Below are 17,902 nucleotides of genomic sequence, written 5' to 3'. Positions count from 1 at the left end.
CGTTACGAGCTGAGGAAGTAGTTGCGAGCCCGTTTGGTTGCACTGGAGACTTTCTGGACGGCCTCGGTCGGTAGCTCGTCGCTTCTCGTGTTCTCGACGTTTTCGAAGGCCGTCTCCACGTCGGCGAGGATGTTGCGGTACCGCTCGTCGGAGATCGAGGCCTCGTGCATCATCGCTTTCAGTTCGCGCAGTTCGCTCTTGACCTCGTTGGTCGACCGAACGTCGCAGATCTTGAGCACGAGGTCGGCCTTGTACGGGATCGGACGATCGTCACCACGGGCCTGCTCGACCTCGACTTCGAGTGCCGTACTGTAGCCGATCTGTACCGTGCAGTCGCCGGTGATCAGCGAGGGGTCGCCGTCGGAGAGGTCGATCTCGCCGAAGGCGTTTTGCTGTACCGTCTCGCTGCTCGACCCCGCGTCCCGGACGTACAGCTGGCTGTCTTCCTTGTAGAACTCGATGTATCCGGGCTCGCCGTCGTCGTCGAACTCGCGGGACACGGAGATGTCGTGGACGCCCAGCGAGGTGACGGACCCGTCCTTGTCGGCGACGACCGCTTCCCCGCGCTCGGGAACGCGGTAGACGCGTACAGCCGACTCGTCGGTGACGGAGAGAGACGCCGTCGACTCGGGATCGGCCGCACGGATCGTTGCACGCATACCAGGTAGTTAGCAACCGGTCAATTCAATCTTACGAGTCGATCGCTGACCGACGAATCAGCCCCGAAGACACCAGAAAAAGATTAATGAGAGCCAGCCAGACAGCAGAGACGATGAGCGATCGGAAGCCACCCGATGTCGAAGCGGTCACCAGTCCGCCGCGTCGGTCGTTGCGATACGAGCACATCGAGACCAGCGACGAGCCGATCGGGCGAGGGGGACAGGCCGTCGTGTACGAGGGACGAGTCACCGACGAGGAGCCACCGGACAAAATCGCACTCAAGGAGCCACCCCGAGCCGGGACGCTCACCGGCGACGCGATCGAACGGTTTCTCAGCGAAGCCCAGCGCTGGGAGACGGTCGACGGTCGGGAACGGAACAAGCAGCGCTGGACGGAGTCGGAACACATCGTCGGCGTCGTCGACACCGGCGACCGGCTGCCGTGGATCGCCATCGAGTACATGGGCGGTGGCACGCTCGCCGATCGCCTCGACGCGAGCGACGGCGGACTGGGACTGCCCCACGCGCTCTGGATCGGCGAATGTCTCTGCCGGGGCCTGGCCGTCGCCCACGCCTACGGGATCGTCCACCTCGATCTCAAACCGGCGAACGTCCTCTTTCGCGAGACGGCCGCCGGGACGTGGGACCTCCCCAAGATCGGCGACTGGGGGCTGTCTCGGGTCCTCTCAGAGCAGACCGGAACGATGGACGGACTGTCGGTGGCCTACGCCGCGCCCGAACAGTTCGAGTCCGACGAGTTCGGCGATCCCGACACGCTGACGGACGTGTATCAGGCCGGTGCGATCGTCTACGCGCTGCTCACCGGCGAACCGCCTTACACCGGGAGTCAGACCGGGATCATGCACGACATCGTCTACGGAGATCCGCCGACGCCGCCCAGCGAGTACCGTGACGACGTGACCGAGGCCATCGACGCGGTCGTGCTGACGGCGCTGGAGACCGAGAAGCGGTCGCGATACGAGAGCGTCCAGTTGTTCGAGCGGGCGCTACACGCCGTCCGGAGCGGTGGGCGGCTGCCGACGATCATCGCAGAACGGGTCGAGGACTCTGGTAGAGCCCCCGATAGGGAAAGGAGACGGGCAGATCAGTCCGGCGACTCCGAGAACGACCGGGACGAACAGACGAGCGAATCGGATCGTGACCACCACGAGGAATCAGACACGACGGCACAGCGGTACACGACGACGGTGCTCGCAATCGTCGACGAACTCACCGACAGCGGGGAGCGGACGGTGTCCAGCGAGACGGTAGCAGAGCACGTCGAGGGCGGACGACAGTCGGTGCTGGATCGGCTCGACGAACTCAAGCAGGCGAACCTGGTCGAGTACACCTCCGACGGCCCCTCCGGCTACCGGCCGACGCGGCGCGGGGTCGAGCGCGCGAAGACGATCGAAGTCGACGTGTCGAGGACGGACCAGAGTGGCGAGAGCGACGGTCGTGAGACCGGCGGGTCTCAGCACAGAGCGTCGAGCGTCGGTGTCGAAGCCGTCTACGAGGCAATCAGGAGCGATCGCGGCGTGGAACCACGCCAGTTTCGAGCGTCGAGCTTGAGCCGGGATCTCGACGCGAGCCGCGGGGCCGTCCTCGACGCGCTCGACGATCTGAAAGACGACGGCCGTGTGGCGTATCGTTCGGACCCTAACGGCGGCTACCACCGCACGGGCTCGCGGAGTTCGGTGGAGCGATCGAGCGACCGGGGTTCGACGGTGTCGTCCTCGCGGACGGCGACCGTCGAGTACCTGAACGACGAAGTCGTCGCAGATCGGGGGTGGGACCCACAGAGTGAACGGGCGTTCACGCGGGCGGCCGCGAGCGACCTCCCGCCGGAGGACTACGGGACGATCGAGGTCGAGCGTGACGAGTACGTCCTCGAAGCCGCCGAGGCGGCGGGGCTCGATTGGCCCTTCTCCTGTCGTGCCGGGGCGTGTACGAACTGCGCGGCCGTCGTCGTCGAAGGCGAGATCGACATGGAGATGCAGCAGATCCTCGCCGACGAGGAGGTCGAACAGGAGGACATGGTCCTGACCTGCATCGGGACGCCCGCGTCGGACCACGTCAAGCTCCTGTACAACGTCAAGCACAGAGACCGGCTCCAGAACAGAGTGATCTGAGAGCGGCGACGCTCGGGCGGCATCGACTCGGAGCGGTCGGCAGGAGTTATATGCGTTCCGGGCGACGGTGATCCATACCGTTGGCTATACTCGTTTCGAGCGGGACGACTCTCGTGATATCGAATCGCTTTACAGGTGGACAGACGCCAGTATCGGGAGGAACACGATGCTCGGAATCCTGACCGTCGTCGGTATCGGCGTCGCCGTGTTCGTGGGGTTCAACATCGGCGGCTCGTCGACCGGGGTGGCGTTCGGCCCGGCGGTCGGCTCACGCCTCGTCCGGAAGACGACAGCGGGAGCCCTGTTCGTCGCGTTTGGCTTCCTGGGTGCCTGGACGGTCGGGCGAAACGTCATCGCGACGATGAGCAGCAGTATCGTCCCGGCAGCCCAGTTCACGCCCGTCGCGAGCGTCGCAGTGCTGTTCTTCACGGGCGCGTCGCTGTTGATCTCGAATCTCTACGGCGTCCCGGCCTCGACCTCGATGACGGCCGTCGGCGCGATCGTCGGGCTGGGGCTGGCCTCTGGCACCCTCAACCAGGCGCTCATGTTCGTGATCGTCTCGGCATGGATCGTCGCGCCGCTTTTGTGCTTCGTCATCGGCGTCGTCGTCGGACGGTACGTCTACCCGTATCTCGACCGCTACATCGCGTTCACGAAGTTCGACCTCCACTTCGTCCAGCTCGACCGATCGGGGACGATCCCGCGTCCGTATCTGAACGTGAACGCGTCGCTACAGGACATCGTCGGCTCGCTGCTGGTGATCGTGATCGCCTGCTACATGGCGTTCTCGGCGGGGGCGTCGAACGCGGCCAACGCCGTGGCCCCGCTGGTCGGGGAAGGTGGCTCGCTCACCGTCAACCAGGGCGTCTTGCTCGCGGTGGCGGCCTTCGGGCTGGGCAGTTTCACCATCGCTCGGCGGACCCTGGAGACGGTCGGCGACGACATCACGGAGCTGCCGATTCTCGCGTCGCTGATCGTCTCCGTGGTCGGTGCCTCGGTGATCACGGTGCTGTCTTACTTCGGGATTCCCGCGAGTCTCGCGGTCAGCACGACCTCGACGATCATCGGACTGGGCTGGGGCCGGGCGAGTCGAGCCGCGACGCTGACGGAGTTGGCGACGCCGACCCCCGAGCGTCCGGATCTGGATGTCGCGACGGGCGCGCTGGTCACCTCACGCGTCGAGGAGGCACCCGCCGGTCCGACCATCGGAGATATCGCCCGCGAGGAAAAGCCCGGGGAGAAGCCCACAGACATGCCGGACGTGCCGGACGTGGGCGCGGAGGGGCCGGCGGATCTCGACGAGCGGAGCCTCTTCGATCCGGGGGCGGCGAAGCGGATCGTGACGATGTGGCTGTTGACGCCGTCGCTGGCGATCGCCGCCTCGTATCCGGTCTTCGCGTTCCTGCTGTGACCGGTACGCAGCGGTGAGATTCCAGGACGGGAGATTACTCCCCGGTCGTCCGAGCCTCGGAGAGACACGTCCGGAGGTCGTCGGCCACCTCGCCGTCGGCCCGCGCTGCCCGACGCTCGAGTCGCTCGCGGTGGGCAGTGAGTGGCTCTGGATCGATCGCCGCGAGCGCGGCGAGGTCCTCGCCGGCCCGTTCTCTCGCCCAGCGGTCCGAGTCCGACAGCGCCGCGAGCAGGGTCGCCACCGCTCGCGAGCGGACCGTCGCGTGCCGCGTCGCCAGTCGCCCGAGCAGCCAGACGGCGAGTCGACGACGCGCTGGGCCGCCGCGTTCGTACCGGACGGCCATCGCGGTGGCTACCGTCTCGGGCGTGCGTTCGGCGTGGCCCAGCAGGTCGAGGACTGCGTCGGCGATCGCCGCCTGCGTTTTCGGTTCCCGCCCGGGCTGTCCCAGCAGGTGACCGATCGCCTCGTCGGCCGGGAGCACCGCGGTGGTTCCCAGCGTCGCGAGCGCCTCGATCGCGTTGACCCGCACCTCCCAGTTGTGGGCCTCGCAGGCGTCGAGCAGCGTCGCGACGCCGCGGCGGTGCAGTCGCTCGTCGTCGCTCAGCGGGAGGAGCCGGGTGAGCGACGCGAAGACGGTCTCGTAGCGGTGGAGGTTCACCGACTGGGAGAGCAGTGCCGCCAGAACGTCGTCGCGGTCGGCGGGCGAGAGAGTCGTCGCGACGTGCTCGAACGAACGCGTCCGGGTAGGCTCGTCGGCGAGGACGAGAAACGTGGCGATCACCGTCGGGTCGAGGGCCGGTTTCGTCGGCTCGTCCGGCCACGATTCGAGGATCGTCTCGAAGGACGAGTCGCCGCCGAGCCCCGCCGCTCGCGCGGTCACCGTCGCCAGTCCGTCCGTGGTGAGGCTGTCCCGCGGGAGATCGTAGTGCGGTGACGCCGCCGCGGGCGAGGTGAGAAAGTCGACGGTCTCGGCCAGCGCCCACCCGAACGGCGCTGTCACCGTGTGGTTGGCCCGCGCACAGGTGGCGACGACGCGAAAGAGCCAGTACGTCGACAGCGGGCTGGTCGTGATATCCTGGAAGTTGGTGACGATCTCGTCGTCGTACTCCTCGTGGAGGCGCTCGCCGACGGCGTTTAGCTGTCCGTGGACGGTGCCGGGCGTGTCCTCGGCGGCGGCGACGAGCAGGCGACCGGCCGCCCGGGTGACACACGGCGGCGTCTCGGCGACGAGCGCGGTGAGTGGCAAGCACCGCGACCCGTCCGGTTCGTCTTCGCGAGCGCGCGCGAGGGAGTCGAGCGTCACCGCGTCGTGGGTCCGGAGCATCGACACCACGGGGAAGAGTGCGGGCCAGGTCACGCGATCGGCCCCGATGCGATCACACAGCGTGTCGGCGACGGGAGCGAGAGCCTCGGGATCGGCGTGTCCGATGCGGGCGAGTCCGCCGGCCGCGGAGCGCCTGACGCCGCGTTCGCGTGCCCGCAGGTGGGTCGTCAGTTCCGCGACCACGCGATCGGTGACCGACGGCTCGGTCGCGCCACAGCGGCCCAGCGCGTGACAGGCCGCGACCGCGACGTACCGCGGTCCGTCGACCGCGTCGACGAGGGCGTCGACGAGCGACGGCGTGACGGCGAGAGCGTCCCCGACCAGCGCGGCGGCCGTGTGGGCGGCCTGGGCGCGAACGGCACCGGACGGATCTCGCAGTCGCTCGATCACCACGGCCGCGAGCGCTGCCGGCTCGTCCCCGTCGCGGACACGCAACGCGGACAGCGCAACGTCTCGGACGCCCGGCGACGGCGCGGCGGCGTACTGACAGAGCAGCGGGGCGACGCGCTCGGCCGGCGGTACCGACGAGCGGCTCGCCCGCCCGGCTGGTCTGGACGGGGCGCGAGCGTCGACAGCGCGCCCAGAACGGCGGTCGGCGCGGCCGTCTCGGAGAGGGCGACGGTGCTCGCGAGGAGGTGCTGTCGGACGGCCGGGCGCAGCGACGGGTCGCGTGCGGCGATCGAGACCAGCCGCTCACACGCGCGCCGACAGCGGGTGGGATCTGTCGAGGCGAGACGGGACGCGACCTCGGCGACCGTGTCCGTCGTCGCCGCGCCCGGATCGATTGGGTCCGGTCGTGCGGCGGCCGCCTCGCCGTCCAGCAGCCCACGAGCGGCGTCCCTGACCGCGGGTGGGGATGGCGACGCCAGGCGTCGGTGCCAGGAGTGTGTCGGCGCGACCCATCGTGTCCAGCAGCGACGCCGTCAGCTCGCCGTCGTCGGTCCAGAAGCGGTCGGCGAGCCAGTCCCGGGCCGGGACGGTCTGGGGAGCGTGCTCGGCCAGCGCCGCCGGCCACGCCGTCCGGCTGGCCCGTTCACGAGAGCGAGCGCCGTCGGGGAACGGCGACCACCCGGTTCGACACCGAAGCGAGAGCCGCGGGTGAGCCGTGACGAGAGCCGCCAGCCGTTCGGCCCGCGGAGTCGAGAGGGACTCTGCGGGCGGATACGAGCAGAGGATCTCGGCGACGACGACCGGGTCGTGATCGACCAGCAGGAGAGACACGCGAGCAGCGGCGTCTCCTCGCGACGCTCGGCCAGCGAGTGCAGGCGGTCGCGCGCCCGTCGCTGCACCGCTTCGTCGCCGCCGAGAAAGAGCGCCGTCGAGAGCCACGCGAGCAGCGGCGGGAGACCGACGCCGATCGAACGACAGCCTCGATACGGCGAACCGTCTCCGGGGCGAGTCGCCCGCCCTCGGCGACGGCGGTCGCGAGCGCGGTCGCGACGCTCACGTCACCCTCCTCGGAGAGGAACTCGACTAGCGTGGGGGCGGCGTCGGTGACGGCCCGTGGCGTGGCCTCGGCCAGTCGCTGGAGCGGGCTGGACTCGGGCTCCGAGTCGACGATGTCGAGGCCGTCGCCGTCGTCCTCGGCGTCACGACGCTCGCGGAGGACGCGACACTGCACGGCGACCGGTCCCAGACGATCCCGAGCGTCCGTCTGCCCGGTCGCGACGAGCACCGCCACGGCCCGCGGCCGCACCGCGGGATCGTAGGCGGCGACGGGCCAGGCAATTTGGCCGAGGACCGGAGACAGAGCCGGGGTGTCCTCGGCGAGTCGCTCGAACACCGACAGCACGCGCCGCCGGACGTGCTCGTCCTCGTCGGCGAGCATCGACTGCAGGATGCCGACGGCCGGGGAGTCGATGGCCGTCGGCGCGACAGACGATCGTCTCGCAGATCGAGAGGCCGGCGTGTCGGAGCCCGCTGTCCTCGGCGTCCCGCAGAGTGCGTGCGACCTGGAGGTACCGGTCGCGGTCGACGACGCCGACGAGTGCGGATCCCAGTTCCTCGATCGGGTCGGGAACGCCCAGCCCGCCGTGGGGCGAGAGCTGGAACCACACGAGCACGTCGACGAGATACCGCGCCGTCTCCGGGTGGTCCGAACGCAGTGCGCGGGCGGCCGCCAGGAGCGCGTCGACGGCGGCCCCGGCGACGTCGTCGTCCCCGTCAGTCAATCGCCCCACGGCGTAGCGCAGGAACCGGTCGCGGTCGAACGCCGACGGCTCGAACGTGTCCGCGATCGCGTCGAGGGCCGCGATCCGGACCCGCCGGTCGTCGTCCGCCGTCGCGGTCAGGAACAGTGCCGAGTACGTCTCCGCGAAGCGAGGCTCGTGTCGCGCCACCTGCCCCAGCGTCTCGACGGCCGCCGCTCGGACCGCCGGGTCCGAGTCGGTCCCACGGGCGGCGACGCGGTCCAGCAACGGCTCGACGCGGGCCGGCGCTGCGACGCCGGTGTCGAACTTCGCCCCGCGGCCCGCGGTGTCGCCGAGCGTCTCGACGGCGGCGGCCCGAACCTCGGGAGACGGGTGATCGAGCAGCGACGCGACCGTGTCCAGTCCCGCGAGGTGGTCGGGCAGGAACTGCCCGATCCGGCCGAGCGTCGCGAGGGCCTCACAGACGGTGGCCGGGTCCTCGCTGTCCAGATCCCAGACGAGGCCGGCGACGAGCGGGCGGAGCATGGCCGGTTCGCTCGCCGCGATCCGCACGACCGCCCAGGCGGCCTCGACCCGGTGTTCCGAGTAGTCGTTGGCGGTCAGCTCGGCCAGCGGCCCCAGCAGTGGCTTCACCACGCCGGGAGCCGCCGTCCCGATGTCGCCCAGCAGCGCCGCGAGCGCGGCGTGGTCGATAGCGGAGTCGTCGGGGTGTGCGAGCGGTCGCCGGAACGTCTCGACCAGCGGCGTGAACGCGCGCGGTCGGTCACAGCCGAGGTCGCCAAGCGCCGCCAGTTCGGCCCGCGTCGGGATCGCTCCCGGCCCGATCGAGGACTCGACCGCGTCGAAGATCTCGGTCGCCCGCTCGGGCTGCGAGTCGGCGGCCGCCGTGAGTGCCGCGAGTGTGGCGCGTCGCCGCCCGATCGTCGCCGCGTCCAGCGCCGGGAGTGCGCGGTCGATCACGGTCTCGCCAGAGACGCGCCCGGTCTCGAACCCGACGCGGAGCGCCCGCGGCGTCCGGTCGAACACGGTCAGGCCTCCGTCGAGAACAGCGCCCTGACGAGGCGCTGGATCGTTCGTGCGAGGGTGTCCGTCTCCGCGTGGACGATGCGGTCGAAGTACTCCGTGTGGGTTCCCGGTTCCGACCCGATGTAGACGCCGAACACCGGGACGGTACAGGCCGCCAGTTGGGACCGGTAGCGGTCGGGGTGGTCGGGCTCGCCGTCGGTCACGACGACGACGAACGGGTGAGACCCCAGCCCGTCGTCGAGGCGCTCACGGGCGACGGCGACGGCTGTCGAGAGCGGCGTCCCCAGTCTGCGCGTTCGGTCATCAGGCGGTCGACGTGCTCGGACGGGCGACCCCGAAGGGAGTTCCAGGCACGGGTACCCCTCCCAGATCGACAGCACGGACACGTCGACCCCGACTGCGAACAGCGCGTGGACGAGCTGGGCCGTCGCGGTCTCGGCCGTCCGGATCGGTTCGCCGTCCATCGATCCCGACCGGTCCAGCACGACCAGACAGGAGTAGTCTTTGGCAGTCCCGGACTCACGGCGAGTGAAGACCCGCTGGGTCCCGTGGCTCGCGTCGACGAGTCGCCGCCCGTCGAGTCGACCGGTGCGATGGCCGGGCGCGTTCTTGATGGCGCTCTCGACGCAGCTGCGTCGAGAGGTCTCGCTGGAGTTGCTTCGAACGCCCGACAGCGTCGTCCCAGCGGTCGCGGTCGCCACCGTCCTCGGCGGGGTCGACGACGATCACTTCTTCGAGGGCCGTCGACTCGTCGTCGACGACGGCGAGCAGTTCGCGAGCCTCGCGTTCGAGGGGGGCGACCGGCCCGAGCCCGCCCGGTTCGACTGGGCGCGCACGCGCTGTCGTCGGATCCGTCTGACTGTGTCGGCCTCGACGCGGCCCGGCGGCCGACGGTCCCCGTCTCGATCAGCGACGCGTCCCGCATCGTTGGCCCCAGAGGCAGCACGCCCGTCGGCAGAGCTGTCTCCGGCGACGTGGGCGCTGGCTGCACCGTCGTCTGGCAGCTGGTCGGCCGCGTCGGCGGTCCACCCGGCGCGGGCCCGCGCGTCGCTGGGCCGGACCGGCGCGGTCTGAAGCCGGCCGTTCTGTCGCGGCGGGAGCCCCGCGAGGGTGTCTCTGGCGGTCTCGAAGAACTCGGAGGTCCGCTCGACCCGTCGGGTGCCGTCGGGCTCGGAAAGCACGTCCGCGACGAACTCGTCCATCGCCGGGACGAGCTCGCGGACCGCCTCCCGCTGGCCGTCGTAGACGACACGCCGGTCGTCGTCCGGGTCGACGATGGCGGCGAAGCGACCGCTATCGACGAAGCCACGGTCCAGCAGTCCCACAGCCAGGGCTTCGAAGACGGTGTAGGACTGGACCGGCTCGCCGTCGGCGGTCGCGAGGTCGAACAGCTCGACGTACGCACGGTGTCGCTCGTCGGCCCGCGAGACGAGCACGTCGTTGAGGACGAGAAAGTCGTCGCTGACGGTGAACTCGTTGGCGATCTGGGTCTCGACGACGCCGTCCTCGGCGGTGTTGTACACCATCCGAAACAGGTCGCGCCAGCGCCCGTCGACACGCTCTAAACAGTCGCCGAACCGGTCGAAATCGGAGTAGTAGACGTGGCCCAGTTCGTGAAAGAGGAAGGCGACCTGGATCGAGCGATCCCACAGCCCCGGCGGCAGCGCCGTGCCGGGCTGCTCGTATTTCTCCGTCGGCAGCACGATCTCGTAGGCGTCCGGACTGCCCTCGGCCGGCCGAGCGAACGCTCGCTCCTCGTCGAAGGCGATCGAGATCGTCGTCTCCCTGTCCGTACACAGCGACGCGAGCCGTTCGAGCTTTCTCGGCGGCGCTCGCTGGACGCTCGCTCGGGCGTCGAGAGCGCGGCCAGATCCGCCGCCTCGGTCTGTGCTGTCAGTCGCATCTACAGTCGTTTGTCGATGAGCGTCCGGACCAGCGACTCGTCGTACTCGTCGACGCGCGCGACGAGTTCGCTCCTGGCCGCCTCCCCGACGGTCATGAAGTCGTCTTCGACGAACCGGCGATCCGGAACGAGTTCCCGGTCGTGACCGGCGTCGACAGCTCGCCGTCGACGTACGCCTCCCGGAGTCGGCTCGCGAACGACACCAGGTCCCGGATCTGTGGGGCTTTCCCCCTGTCGAGGTCCGTCCGGTCGAAGACGAGTTCGACCTCGACCGATTCCGGGAGATACGAGAGTTTGACGTGGCGAAACCGGTCCTCGAAGGCGTCGTTCAGCTCGTAGGTCCCCTGATAGCCGGGGTTCGAGGTCGCGACGACGCGAAACTCCTCGTGTGGGACGATCTGCTCGCCGGTCTGTGGGATCGTCAGCGACCGGGTCGCGCGCTGTTCCATCACGGCGTTGAGAGCGGCGACGGTGTTGGCGTCGGCGGCGTTGATCTCGTCGAGCAAGAGGACCGCGCCCTCCCTGACCGCGCGAGTGAGTGGCCCGTCGATCCACTCCGTGACCGTCTCGCCGCCGTCGCCGCTCACGAGGTGGAGGTGGCCAAGCAGGTCCTCTCGGTACGTCGTCTCCGACAGCGTCACGCGGTACAGCGGGCGGTTGGTCATCGCACAGACGTACCGCGTGAGAAAGCTCTTGCCGACGCCGGGCGGGCCCTTGAGGACGACGTTCATCCCCAGTTCCAGCGCCCGCGTGACGATCTCGACGTCGGTCCGATCGCCCTCGATCTGGCGGTGGTGGTAGTCGTCTCGCCCAACGCCCGGCACCTTCTCGTGGCCGACGTCTTCGAGCACCGAGAGTTCGCTGAAGGTCTCGTCCGTCCGGGAGCCGACGGTACGACCGTCGGCGTCCGACCCGGCCGTCGTCTCCGGGCTCATAGACGCCGAGCGACTCCCCTCTCGGACGCGGCGGTCGTGTTGCGAGCGTGCGACGGGACGGACGGCGTTGCTGAAAAGACCACGTTGGGTGCCACGTTCCGGTTCGACTACTAAATGCTTTGGTTCCGGGGGTGTGATCGTGACACTATCCGGGAGGGACCGTGCGGTCCCGACGCGAAGTCAAGACTGTTCGGCGAGTGCGTAGAGAGTCCCCTCACGCGTCGCGGCGAAGAGGTGCCCGTCGACGAGGACGGGCGAACAGGCGACCGGCGCGTCGACGGACTGTCGCCACCGTTCTCGGCCACAAGTCGCGCCGTCGAACGCGACGACCGTACCGTCACCGAGGCCCGTGTACACGGTCCCGTCCGCGATCGCCGGGGTCGTGTCGGTTCCGAGGCGGCTCGTCGATCCGTCGAACCCGTAGGAAACGACCTGTTCGCGGCTGTAGATCTCGATGCCTCTGACCTCGGCGTCCGTCACGTAGTAGGCCGTCCCCTCGACGACGGCTGGCAGCGACCGGACCCCACGGGCGAGCGTGTCCGAGACCGTCTCCCGCCGGAGATCGACCAGCGTGTCGCCGATCAGGACCGTCCCGGAGTTGTGGTGCGACGATCGGCGTTCGGATGCGTCCTCGTCCGCTCAGGTCGACGGTGGCTTGCTCGGAGCCCCCTTTGGTGAGGACGTGGACGACGCCGTTGTCGTCGCCCACCAGCAAGCGCCGCCGGCCGTACTGGGTCACCGGCACGCGGATGCCCGGCGTCGTCTCCACGGTCCACATCTCGTTGCCGGTCTCGGTGTGGATCGCTCTGACAGCGCCAGAGCGAGACGTGACGACGACGCGGTCGTTCGTCACCAGGGGCGGCGCGTAGATCCCGCTCTCGGTGTCGGAGGCCCAGCGCTCGGTGCCGTCTTCGCGGTCGATCGCGTACACGTGCGCGTCCTTGCTGGCCACGTAGAGCGTGTCTCCAGCCACCGCTGGCGCGGCGACGACGGCGTTCTCCGTCTCGAAGTGCCACCGTTTCTCCCCGGTTCGCGCGTCGAGTGCGAACACCAGCCCGTTCGTGGTGCCGGCGTAGACGACACCGCTCGCGACGACCGGCGACGCTTCGAGCCCGCTCCCGATCTCCGACTCCCAGACCACGTCCGGCGAGTCGTCGGGCCCTGCTGGTCCGGCGTGTGGAACGTCCGTCCTCGATCGTAGCCAAATCGCGGCCAGCTGCCGCGTATCGATCGGTCGCTGGCGGTCGCCGACGACGATTCGGACGCAGCCTGGGCGTCGGAGCGTCGGGTGGCGTCGGACTCGCCAGCCTCTGCCGCGTCGGCCTGGTCGAGTTCGTCGACCGGCACTACCTGCGAGATATCACTCGCCGTCGGATCGGATCCCTCGTAGCGAAGTGCGACCGCGTCACCGGTCTGGAGGGTCGCCTCGATACCGCTGAGGTAGAACACGCCGTCGTTGGCGAGGTCGGTCTCGACGGCCGCCTTGCTGTCACCGGTCGTGTCGACGACGACGCCCTCGCCGAACGTCTCGCTGTCGCCCACGGCGGGCGGGTCCGCGTCGCTCCCGACGGGCTGGACCTCGATAATGTCGCTCGCTCCCGGATCGTCCCCCTCGTAGTAGAGCGAGACCCGTTGGGTGGGTTCGAGATCGTGGTCCAGATCGCTCAGGTAGAAGGTCCCGTCGTCAGCCAGTTCGGTCCTGATCGCCGCCGCCCCGCGGGCAGTAGTATCGAGGACCACGCCGGTGCCGACGCCGACGCCGTTCCAGTCGGCCGTCTGCGTCGTCTCCGAAGGGGAGTCAGGACGGGTCTTGGCGGTCGGGTTCGGCTCCGGGTCGTCGCCTCGCCCGATCGAACGCAGGTCGTTCCGGACCTGGAGCATCGCCTCGTAGCGATCGTCGGGGTCCTTTGCCAGCATCGTCAGGAGAACGTCGTCCAGCGCCGACGGCAGCGCGGGTCGACGCTCGCTGGGCGGGACGGGATCGTTCTGCAGGACGCCCGTGATCAGTGCCGCTTCGGGTGCCGACTCGGGACCGTCGACGAACGGATGGGTCCCCGTGAACAGTTCGTACAGGACGACTCCCAGCCGGAACTGGCTCGGTGAGCTGGTCGGTCGACTCGTTGTGGGCCTGTTCGGGCGCGACGTACTGTGGAGTGGTGACGCCGACGCTGTCGGAGTGGTTCAGGAGCGTCCGGGCGAGCCTCCCAGTCGGCGATCTTGGGCACGTCCCACTGCCGGCCGTCCGTCTCCCGGAAGAGGATGTTCTCGGGCTTCAGATCGTGGTGGATCAGGCCGCCGCCGTCGTGGTGTGCGTACCAGACGGCGTCGGCGAGTCGCTGGGCGACCCAGAGCTTGCCCTCGACGGAGAGCCCCTCCGTACTCTCCGAGGTCCCCGCCGTCCATGTACTCCATCGCGACCCACGGCACGTCGGCGTCGTGGTGGAGCCACGGCAGCGGGCTCTCGCCCCAGTCGACGACGCCGACGATGTGAGGGTGGTCGGCGAGCCGGGCCCATCGCTTGCCCTCCCGTCGAAACGAATCGAACACGTCCCCGCCCAGGGTCCCGTGGGTCGCCGGGTGTTTGACTGCGATCGGATCGTCCGATCCGACCCCGATTCGGTGGACGACCGTCGTGGAGTTCGGCCGATCACCGCCTCGTGATCGAACGAGTCGGGCGACAGCGACCGCCGACTCGGACTCTCGACGGTCGAGGGGTCCGGTTCCCGTGAGTCACGCATCTGCAGGTCGTTGGACTGGGAGTGGCTTCAACGTACTGACCGAGCGGAACGTGACCGATGAGTGTCCGTATTCGCTCCGATTCGAGACGTGTCTATGGGAAGATAATTTGAACTGGAAGTCCTACGCCGAGAGGAGTGATGGACACCGACGAGGATTCGACTCGCGAGATCGACAGTCTGCGGCGTGACGCCGATGCCGCTCCGGCCCGGTAGATCTCGACGCGGCCGGTCGGTTTCTCGATAGCAACCAGCCCGAGAACCGCCAGACAGCGACCTACGTCTTCAAGCAGGTCGCCAAATCGGACACACGGCGAGTGAGCGGCTATCTCGACAGTCTCGAACCGCGTCTCGACGATTCGAACGGCAAGACGCGAAACTTCACGCTGTTCGCGTTCAGCGAGGTCGTCGAAGTCGCCCCCAGCGGGTGAACGACTATCTGGACGCGATCGAGCCACGGCTCGGCGACGAGAGCGAGAATACGCGAAATCTCGCGACCTACGTCTTCAAGGAGGTCGCCCAGGAGGACCCCGGCAGGTGATCGACTCGCTTGGCGCAGTCGAACCACGACTCGACGATGCCAAACGATCCACCCGGAACTTCGCGACCACCGCGTTCAGCGAAGTCGTCGAAGTCGCCCCCCGACCAGTGAGTCGTTATCTGGGCGCGCTCGAACCACGACTCGACGACGAGAGCGAGAACACGAGACACCTCGCGGCCTACGTCTTCAAGGAGGTCGCCAAGGAGAAGCCGCGGCACATGAGCGGCTATCTCGACGCGCTCGAAGACTGCCTCGACGACCGGGAAGAGAAGACGAGGAACTTCGCAACGTACGTCTTCAAGCAAGTCGTCAAAAAGGAGCCACGCCTCGCGTATGACTATCTCGACGCCCTCGAAGACCGTCTCGACGATCAGGGCCAAGAGACGAGAAACTTCGCAGCCTACGTCTTCAAGGAAGTCTCCAAGGAAGATCCACGACTGACGATCGACTATCTCGACGCGCTCGAAGACCGCCTCGATGACGAAAGCCAAGGAACGAGAAACTTCGCAACCTACGTCTTCAAGCAAGTCGCCGACGAGAAACCGAACCGGGTTCTCGACTATCTCGACGCGCTCGAGGACCGCCTCGACGATGCGAGTGGGAATACGCGGAACTTCGCGACCACCGCATTCGGCGAAGCCGTCGAGGTTGCCCCAGCGAGTGAGTGGTCATATAGACGCACTCGAACCACGGCTCGACGACGAGAGCGAGAATACGCGAAACCTCGCGGCCTACGTCTTCGGAGAGGTCTCCAAGGAAGAGCCCCGGCAGACAATCGTCTACTTAGACGCACTCGTACCACGGCTCGACGACCCCAAACGACCGACGCGTAACTTCGCGACCACGCCATTCAGTGAGGGCGTCGAGGTCGCCCCCCAGCGAGTGAGTGACTATCTGGACGCGCTCGAACCACGGCTCGACGACGAGAGTGAGAACACGCGGAATCTCGCGACCTACGTGTTCACCGAAGTGGCCAAAGAAGAGCCCCGGCAGGTGATCGACTATCTGGACGCGATCGAACCGCGACTCGACGATCCGAAGCGATCGACACGAGAATTCGCCGCCTCCACGTTCGCAACCGTATCCGAAGAAGATCCGTCACAGGTCGTCGACTACCTCCCGTCGATCGTCCCACTGCTGGCAGACGGGAACGACACCGTCGAGGACTACGCAGGATCCTGCTTCGCCCAGGTCGCCAGACACGATCCCGAACCGTTGCGAGACCTGATCCGCTCTTCCGAGTCGAAGCAGTTCGGAGAGGCGGCGGTCGAGCGAGTAGCAGCAATTCTGGCTGCAAACACGTCACAAGACGACGAGGACGACATCGCAGAGTCGACACAAGACGGCGAAGACGACATCGCAGAGTCGAGCCACGTCGACGGACACGTCGACAAACGGCGACCGGCAGACATCCCAGGTGCGCCAGAAGCGGAGATCGCCCTCGACGAGATCGAAGAGGAACGGACGATCGGACAGGGAGGCAACGCCGACGTGGTGGAAGCGTCGGTTCCGGGGACGGTAGACACGTCGATCGCGATCAAGAGACCGCGGATGTCGGGGACGATTCACGGCGAGACGATCGAGCGGATGCTCGACGAAGCCGAGCGGTGGGAGAGGCTGGACGGACACGACCACATCGTCGGCGTCGTCGACTGGGGCGAGCCCGGTCCCGTGGATCGGAATGGAGTTCATGGACGGCGGACACCTCGGCGAACGGGCCGGGGAGATGAGTCTGGCCCAGAAGCTCTGGACCGCGCTCGTAGTCACGAAAGGCGTTCGCCACGCCCACAAACACGGCGTCGCTCACCTCGATCTCAAGCCCGAGAACGTCCTCTTTCGGACGGTCGAAGACGCCTGGGACGTGCCGAAAGTAGCGGACTGGGGACTCTCGAAGCAGTTGCTCGAACACTCCCAGAGCGTCCAGGGACTCACGCCGCAGTACGCCGCACCGGAGCAGTTCGACGACGACTACGGGACCAGCGATCACAGCACGGACATCTATCGCTTCGGCGGTCTTCTACGAGCTGTTCACTGGACAGCCACCGTTCGACGGGAATCCATCGAAGGCGATGTACCAGATCCTGGAGAGTGAGCCGACGCCGCCCAGCGAGATCGCAGCGGTCCCACCGCGCGTCGACGATCCTGTTGACGGCACTGTCCAAATCGAAGACCCAGCGGTACGACGACATTCTCTACCTTCGGGACGCTCTACAGGAAGCGTGTGAAGACCTGTAGCCGTCGACCGTTTCCGTAGCCGTCGATCATTTGGACCACTCGAAGTGGAAGGGAATGGACGGTAACGGCACGAAAGGAAGACATGGGAGAGAGCAACACGAAAAGAAGACAAAAGAACGTCGGGAGAGAGCGTAACAGGAGAACGAGAGAGGGTAGCGAGAGGAAAGAGACAACAAAATACAGAGGGCGAGTTGTTCGGTCGGTGCTGTGGTGATACTACCGGCTGTACATCTGTGATCGATTTCGCCACCCCGGGTGGCGAAGATCCTCACGAAGTGACAGCCGGCAGTATGAGGAGAAGCGCGAGTGAGTGGATGAGTGGGTAAGGGTGAGTGACCCCCTCACCCCGTGTGCGATATGAAATCGGTGAGAGAGTGGGGTGGGGTGTTAGCGAGAGCGGGCGAGTTGAGACGGAAAACACCAGATATTAGCGTTTTCAGCAGAGAGAAGGTCTAATAAGACAAAATAGAAGATAAGCTATTATATGAGAAAGACTTATTAATAAGTGTATGCAACCATAGCCGTACTGTAAGTCGAAGACAGAAATATAGTAAATAAATTGTTATTATTAGGTAACTTGGGCAGATAGTTTAGACGATCTAGATACAATCTATCGATCGTCAATTACCGCTATATACACTTCTCTGCATCTCAACCACGGATTTTCGGCTGTTCCGACGGTATCCATCGCCGACTCTGACTGGAGGGGGCTCTTTCTCTTTGCCAATTTCATCTCGCACACGGTGTGGGGGTCACTCCTCTTTTCCCTTTCCCTTCCTTCCCCGCTTTACCCTTGTTGGCGGAAAAAGGGCGACGACAATCCGTATCACTCCACAGCGCTCGGACTTCGG

13 protein-coding genes and 2 pseudogenes are annotated in these 17,902 nt (G+C 67.2%); 6 read left to right on the top strand and 9 right to left on the bottom strand.

The window, feature by feature from the left end:
• Positions 1–2: 2 nt before the first annotated feature.
• Positions 3–659 carry a hypothetical protein gene (locus tag AC5FRZ_RS16615; protein WP_170095264.1) on the bottom strand — a complete coding sequence of 219 codons (657 nt, stop codon included), beginning with the start codon at positions 657–659 and terminating at the stop codon, positions 3–5.
• Between the two features lie 86 nt (positions 660–745).
• Here AC5FRZ_RS16615 and AC5FRZ_RS16610 point away from each other — a divergent pair.
• The 3 genes and pseudogenes from AC5FRZ_RS16610 to AC5FRZ_RS16600 form a co-directional block, all read left to right on the top strand.
• Positions 746–1,627 (top strand): annotated as a pseudogene (locus tag AC5FRZ_RS16610) (serine/threonine-protein kinase); the annotation flags it as partial.
• Positions 1,628–2,386: 759 nt separating this feature from the next.
• Positions 2,387–2,791: a ferredoxin Fer gene (fer, locus tag AC5FRZ_RS16605; protein WP_346775278.1), complete on the top strand. Its 405-nt coding sequence runs from the start codon at positions 2,387–2,389 to the stop codon at positions 2,789–2,791.
• Between the two features lie 166 nt (positions 2,792–2,957).
• Positions 2,958–4,202 (top strand): inorganic phosphate transporter, encoded by a 1,245-nt coding sequence (locus tag AC5FRZ_RS16600; protein WP_170095266.1) that lies wholly within the window; start codon positions 2,958–2,960, stop codon positions 4,200–4,202.
• Between the two features lie 34 nt (positions 4,203–4,236).
• Here the strand turns inward: AC5FRZ_RS16600 and AC5FRZ_RS16595 are convergent, their stop codons facing one another.
• The 8 genes and pseudogenes from AC5FRZ_RS16595 to AC5FRZ_RS16560 form a co-directional block, all read right to left on the bottom strand.
• Positions 4,237–5,961, bottom strand: coding sequence for a hypothetical protein (locus AC5FRZ_RS16595; RefSeq protein WP_493565158.1), 1,725 nt, complete (start codon positions 5,959–5,961; stop codon positions 4,237–4,239).
• Between the two features lie 258 nt (positions 5,962–6,219).
• Complete coding sequence (locus AC5FRZ_RS16590) at positions 6,220–6,747, bottom strand: hypothetical protein (RefSeq protein ID WP_493565157.1); 528 nt, start codon at positions 6,745–6,747, stop codon at positions 6,220–6,222.
• A gap of 368 nt (positions 6,748–7,115) precedes the next feature.
• On the bottom strand, positions 7,116–8,702 hold the full coding sequence (locus AC5FRZ_RS16585) for a sister chromatid cohesion protein PDS5 (RefSeq protein WP_493565156.1): 1,587 nt from the start codon (positions 8,700–8,702) through the stop codon (positions 7,116–7,118).
• A gap of 2 nt (positions 8,703–8,704) precedes the next feature.
• Entirely contained in the window at positions 8,705–9,403 is a 699-nt protein-coding gene (locus AC5FRZ_RS16580) for a vWA domain-containing protein (RefSeq protein WP_493565155.1), read from the bottom strand.
• 24 nt (positions 9,404–9,427) lie between these two features.
• Positions 9,428–10,405 carry a hypothetical protein gene (locus tag AC5FRZ_RS16575; protein ID WP_493565154.1) on the bottom strand — a complete coding sequence of 326 codons (978 nt, stop codon included), beginning with the start codon at positions 10,403–10,405 and terminating at the stop codon, positions 9,428–9,430.
• 292 nt (positions 10,406–10,697) lie between these two features.
• A complete protein-coding gene (locus AC5FRZ_RS16570) occupies positions 10,698–11,540 on the bottom strand; it encodes an ATP-binding protein (RefSeq protein WP_493565153.1) in 843 nt (280 codons plus the stop codon).
• 180 nt (positions 11,541–11,720) lie between these two features.
• Positions 11,721–12,020, bottom strand: coding sequence for an outer membrane protein assembly factor BamB family protein (locus AC5FRZ_RS16565; RefSeq protein ID WP_493565152.1), 300 nt, complete (start codon positions 12,018–12,020; stop codon positions 11,721–11,723).
• Positions 12,021–12,234: 214 nt separating this feature from the next.
• Positions 12,235–12,681 (bottom strand): annotated as a pseudogene (locus AC5FRZ_RS16560) (outer membrane protein assembly factor BamB family protein); the annotation flags it as partial.
• 509 nt (positions 12,682–13,190) lie between these two features.
• Between AC5FRZ_RS16560 and AC5FRZ_RS16555 the strand changes: the two are divergent.
• The 3 genes from AC5FRZ_RS16555 (at position 13,191) to AC5FRZ_RS16545 (ending at position 16,908) form a co-directional block, all read left to right on the top strand.
• Positions 13,191–13,643, top strand: coding sequence for a hypothetical protein (locus AC5FRZ_RS16555; protein ID WP_493565151.1), 453 nt, complete (start codon positions 13,191–13,193; stop codon positions 13,641–13,643).
• Between the two features lie 1,169 nt (positions 13,644–14,812).
• Positions 14,813–15,649: a hypothetical protein gene (locus tag AC5FRZ_RS16550; RefSeq protein ID WP_493565150.1), complete on the top strand. Its 837-nt coding sequence runs from the start codon at positions 14,813–14,815 to the stop codon at positions 15,647–15,649.
• A gap of 848 nt (positions 15,650–16,497) precedes the next feature.
• Positions 16,498–16,908, top strand: a complete 411-nt coding sequence (locus AC5FRZ_RS16545; protein WP_493565149.1) for a protein kinase domain-containing protein — start codon at positions 16,498–16,500, stop codon at positions 16,906–16,908.
• Positions 16,909–17,902 lie beyond the last annotated feature (994 nt).

This window comes from Halomicrobium sp. HArcht1-1 (genome assembly GCF_058933285.1).
Note: the sequence above shows the minus strand (reverse complement) of the source record. Positions and strands in the feature narration are given on the sequence as shown.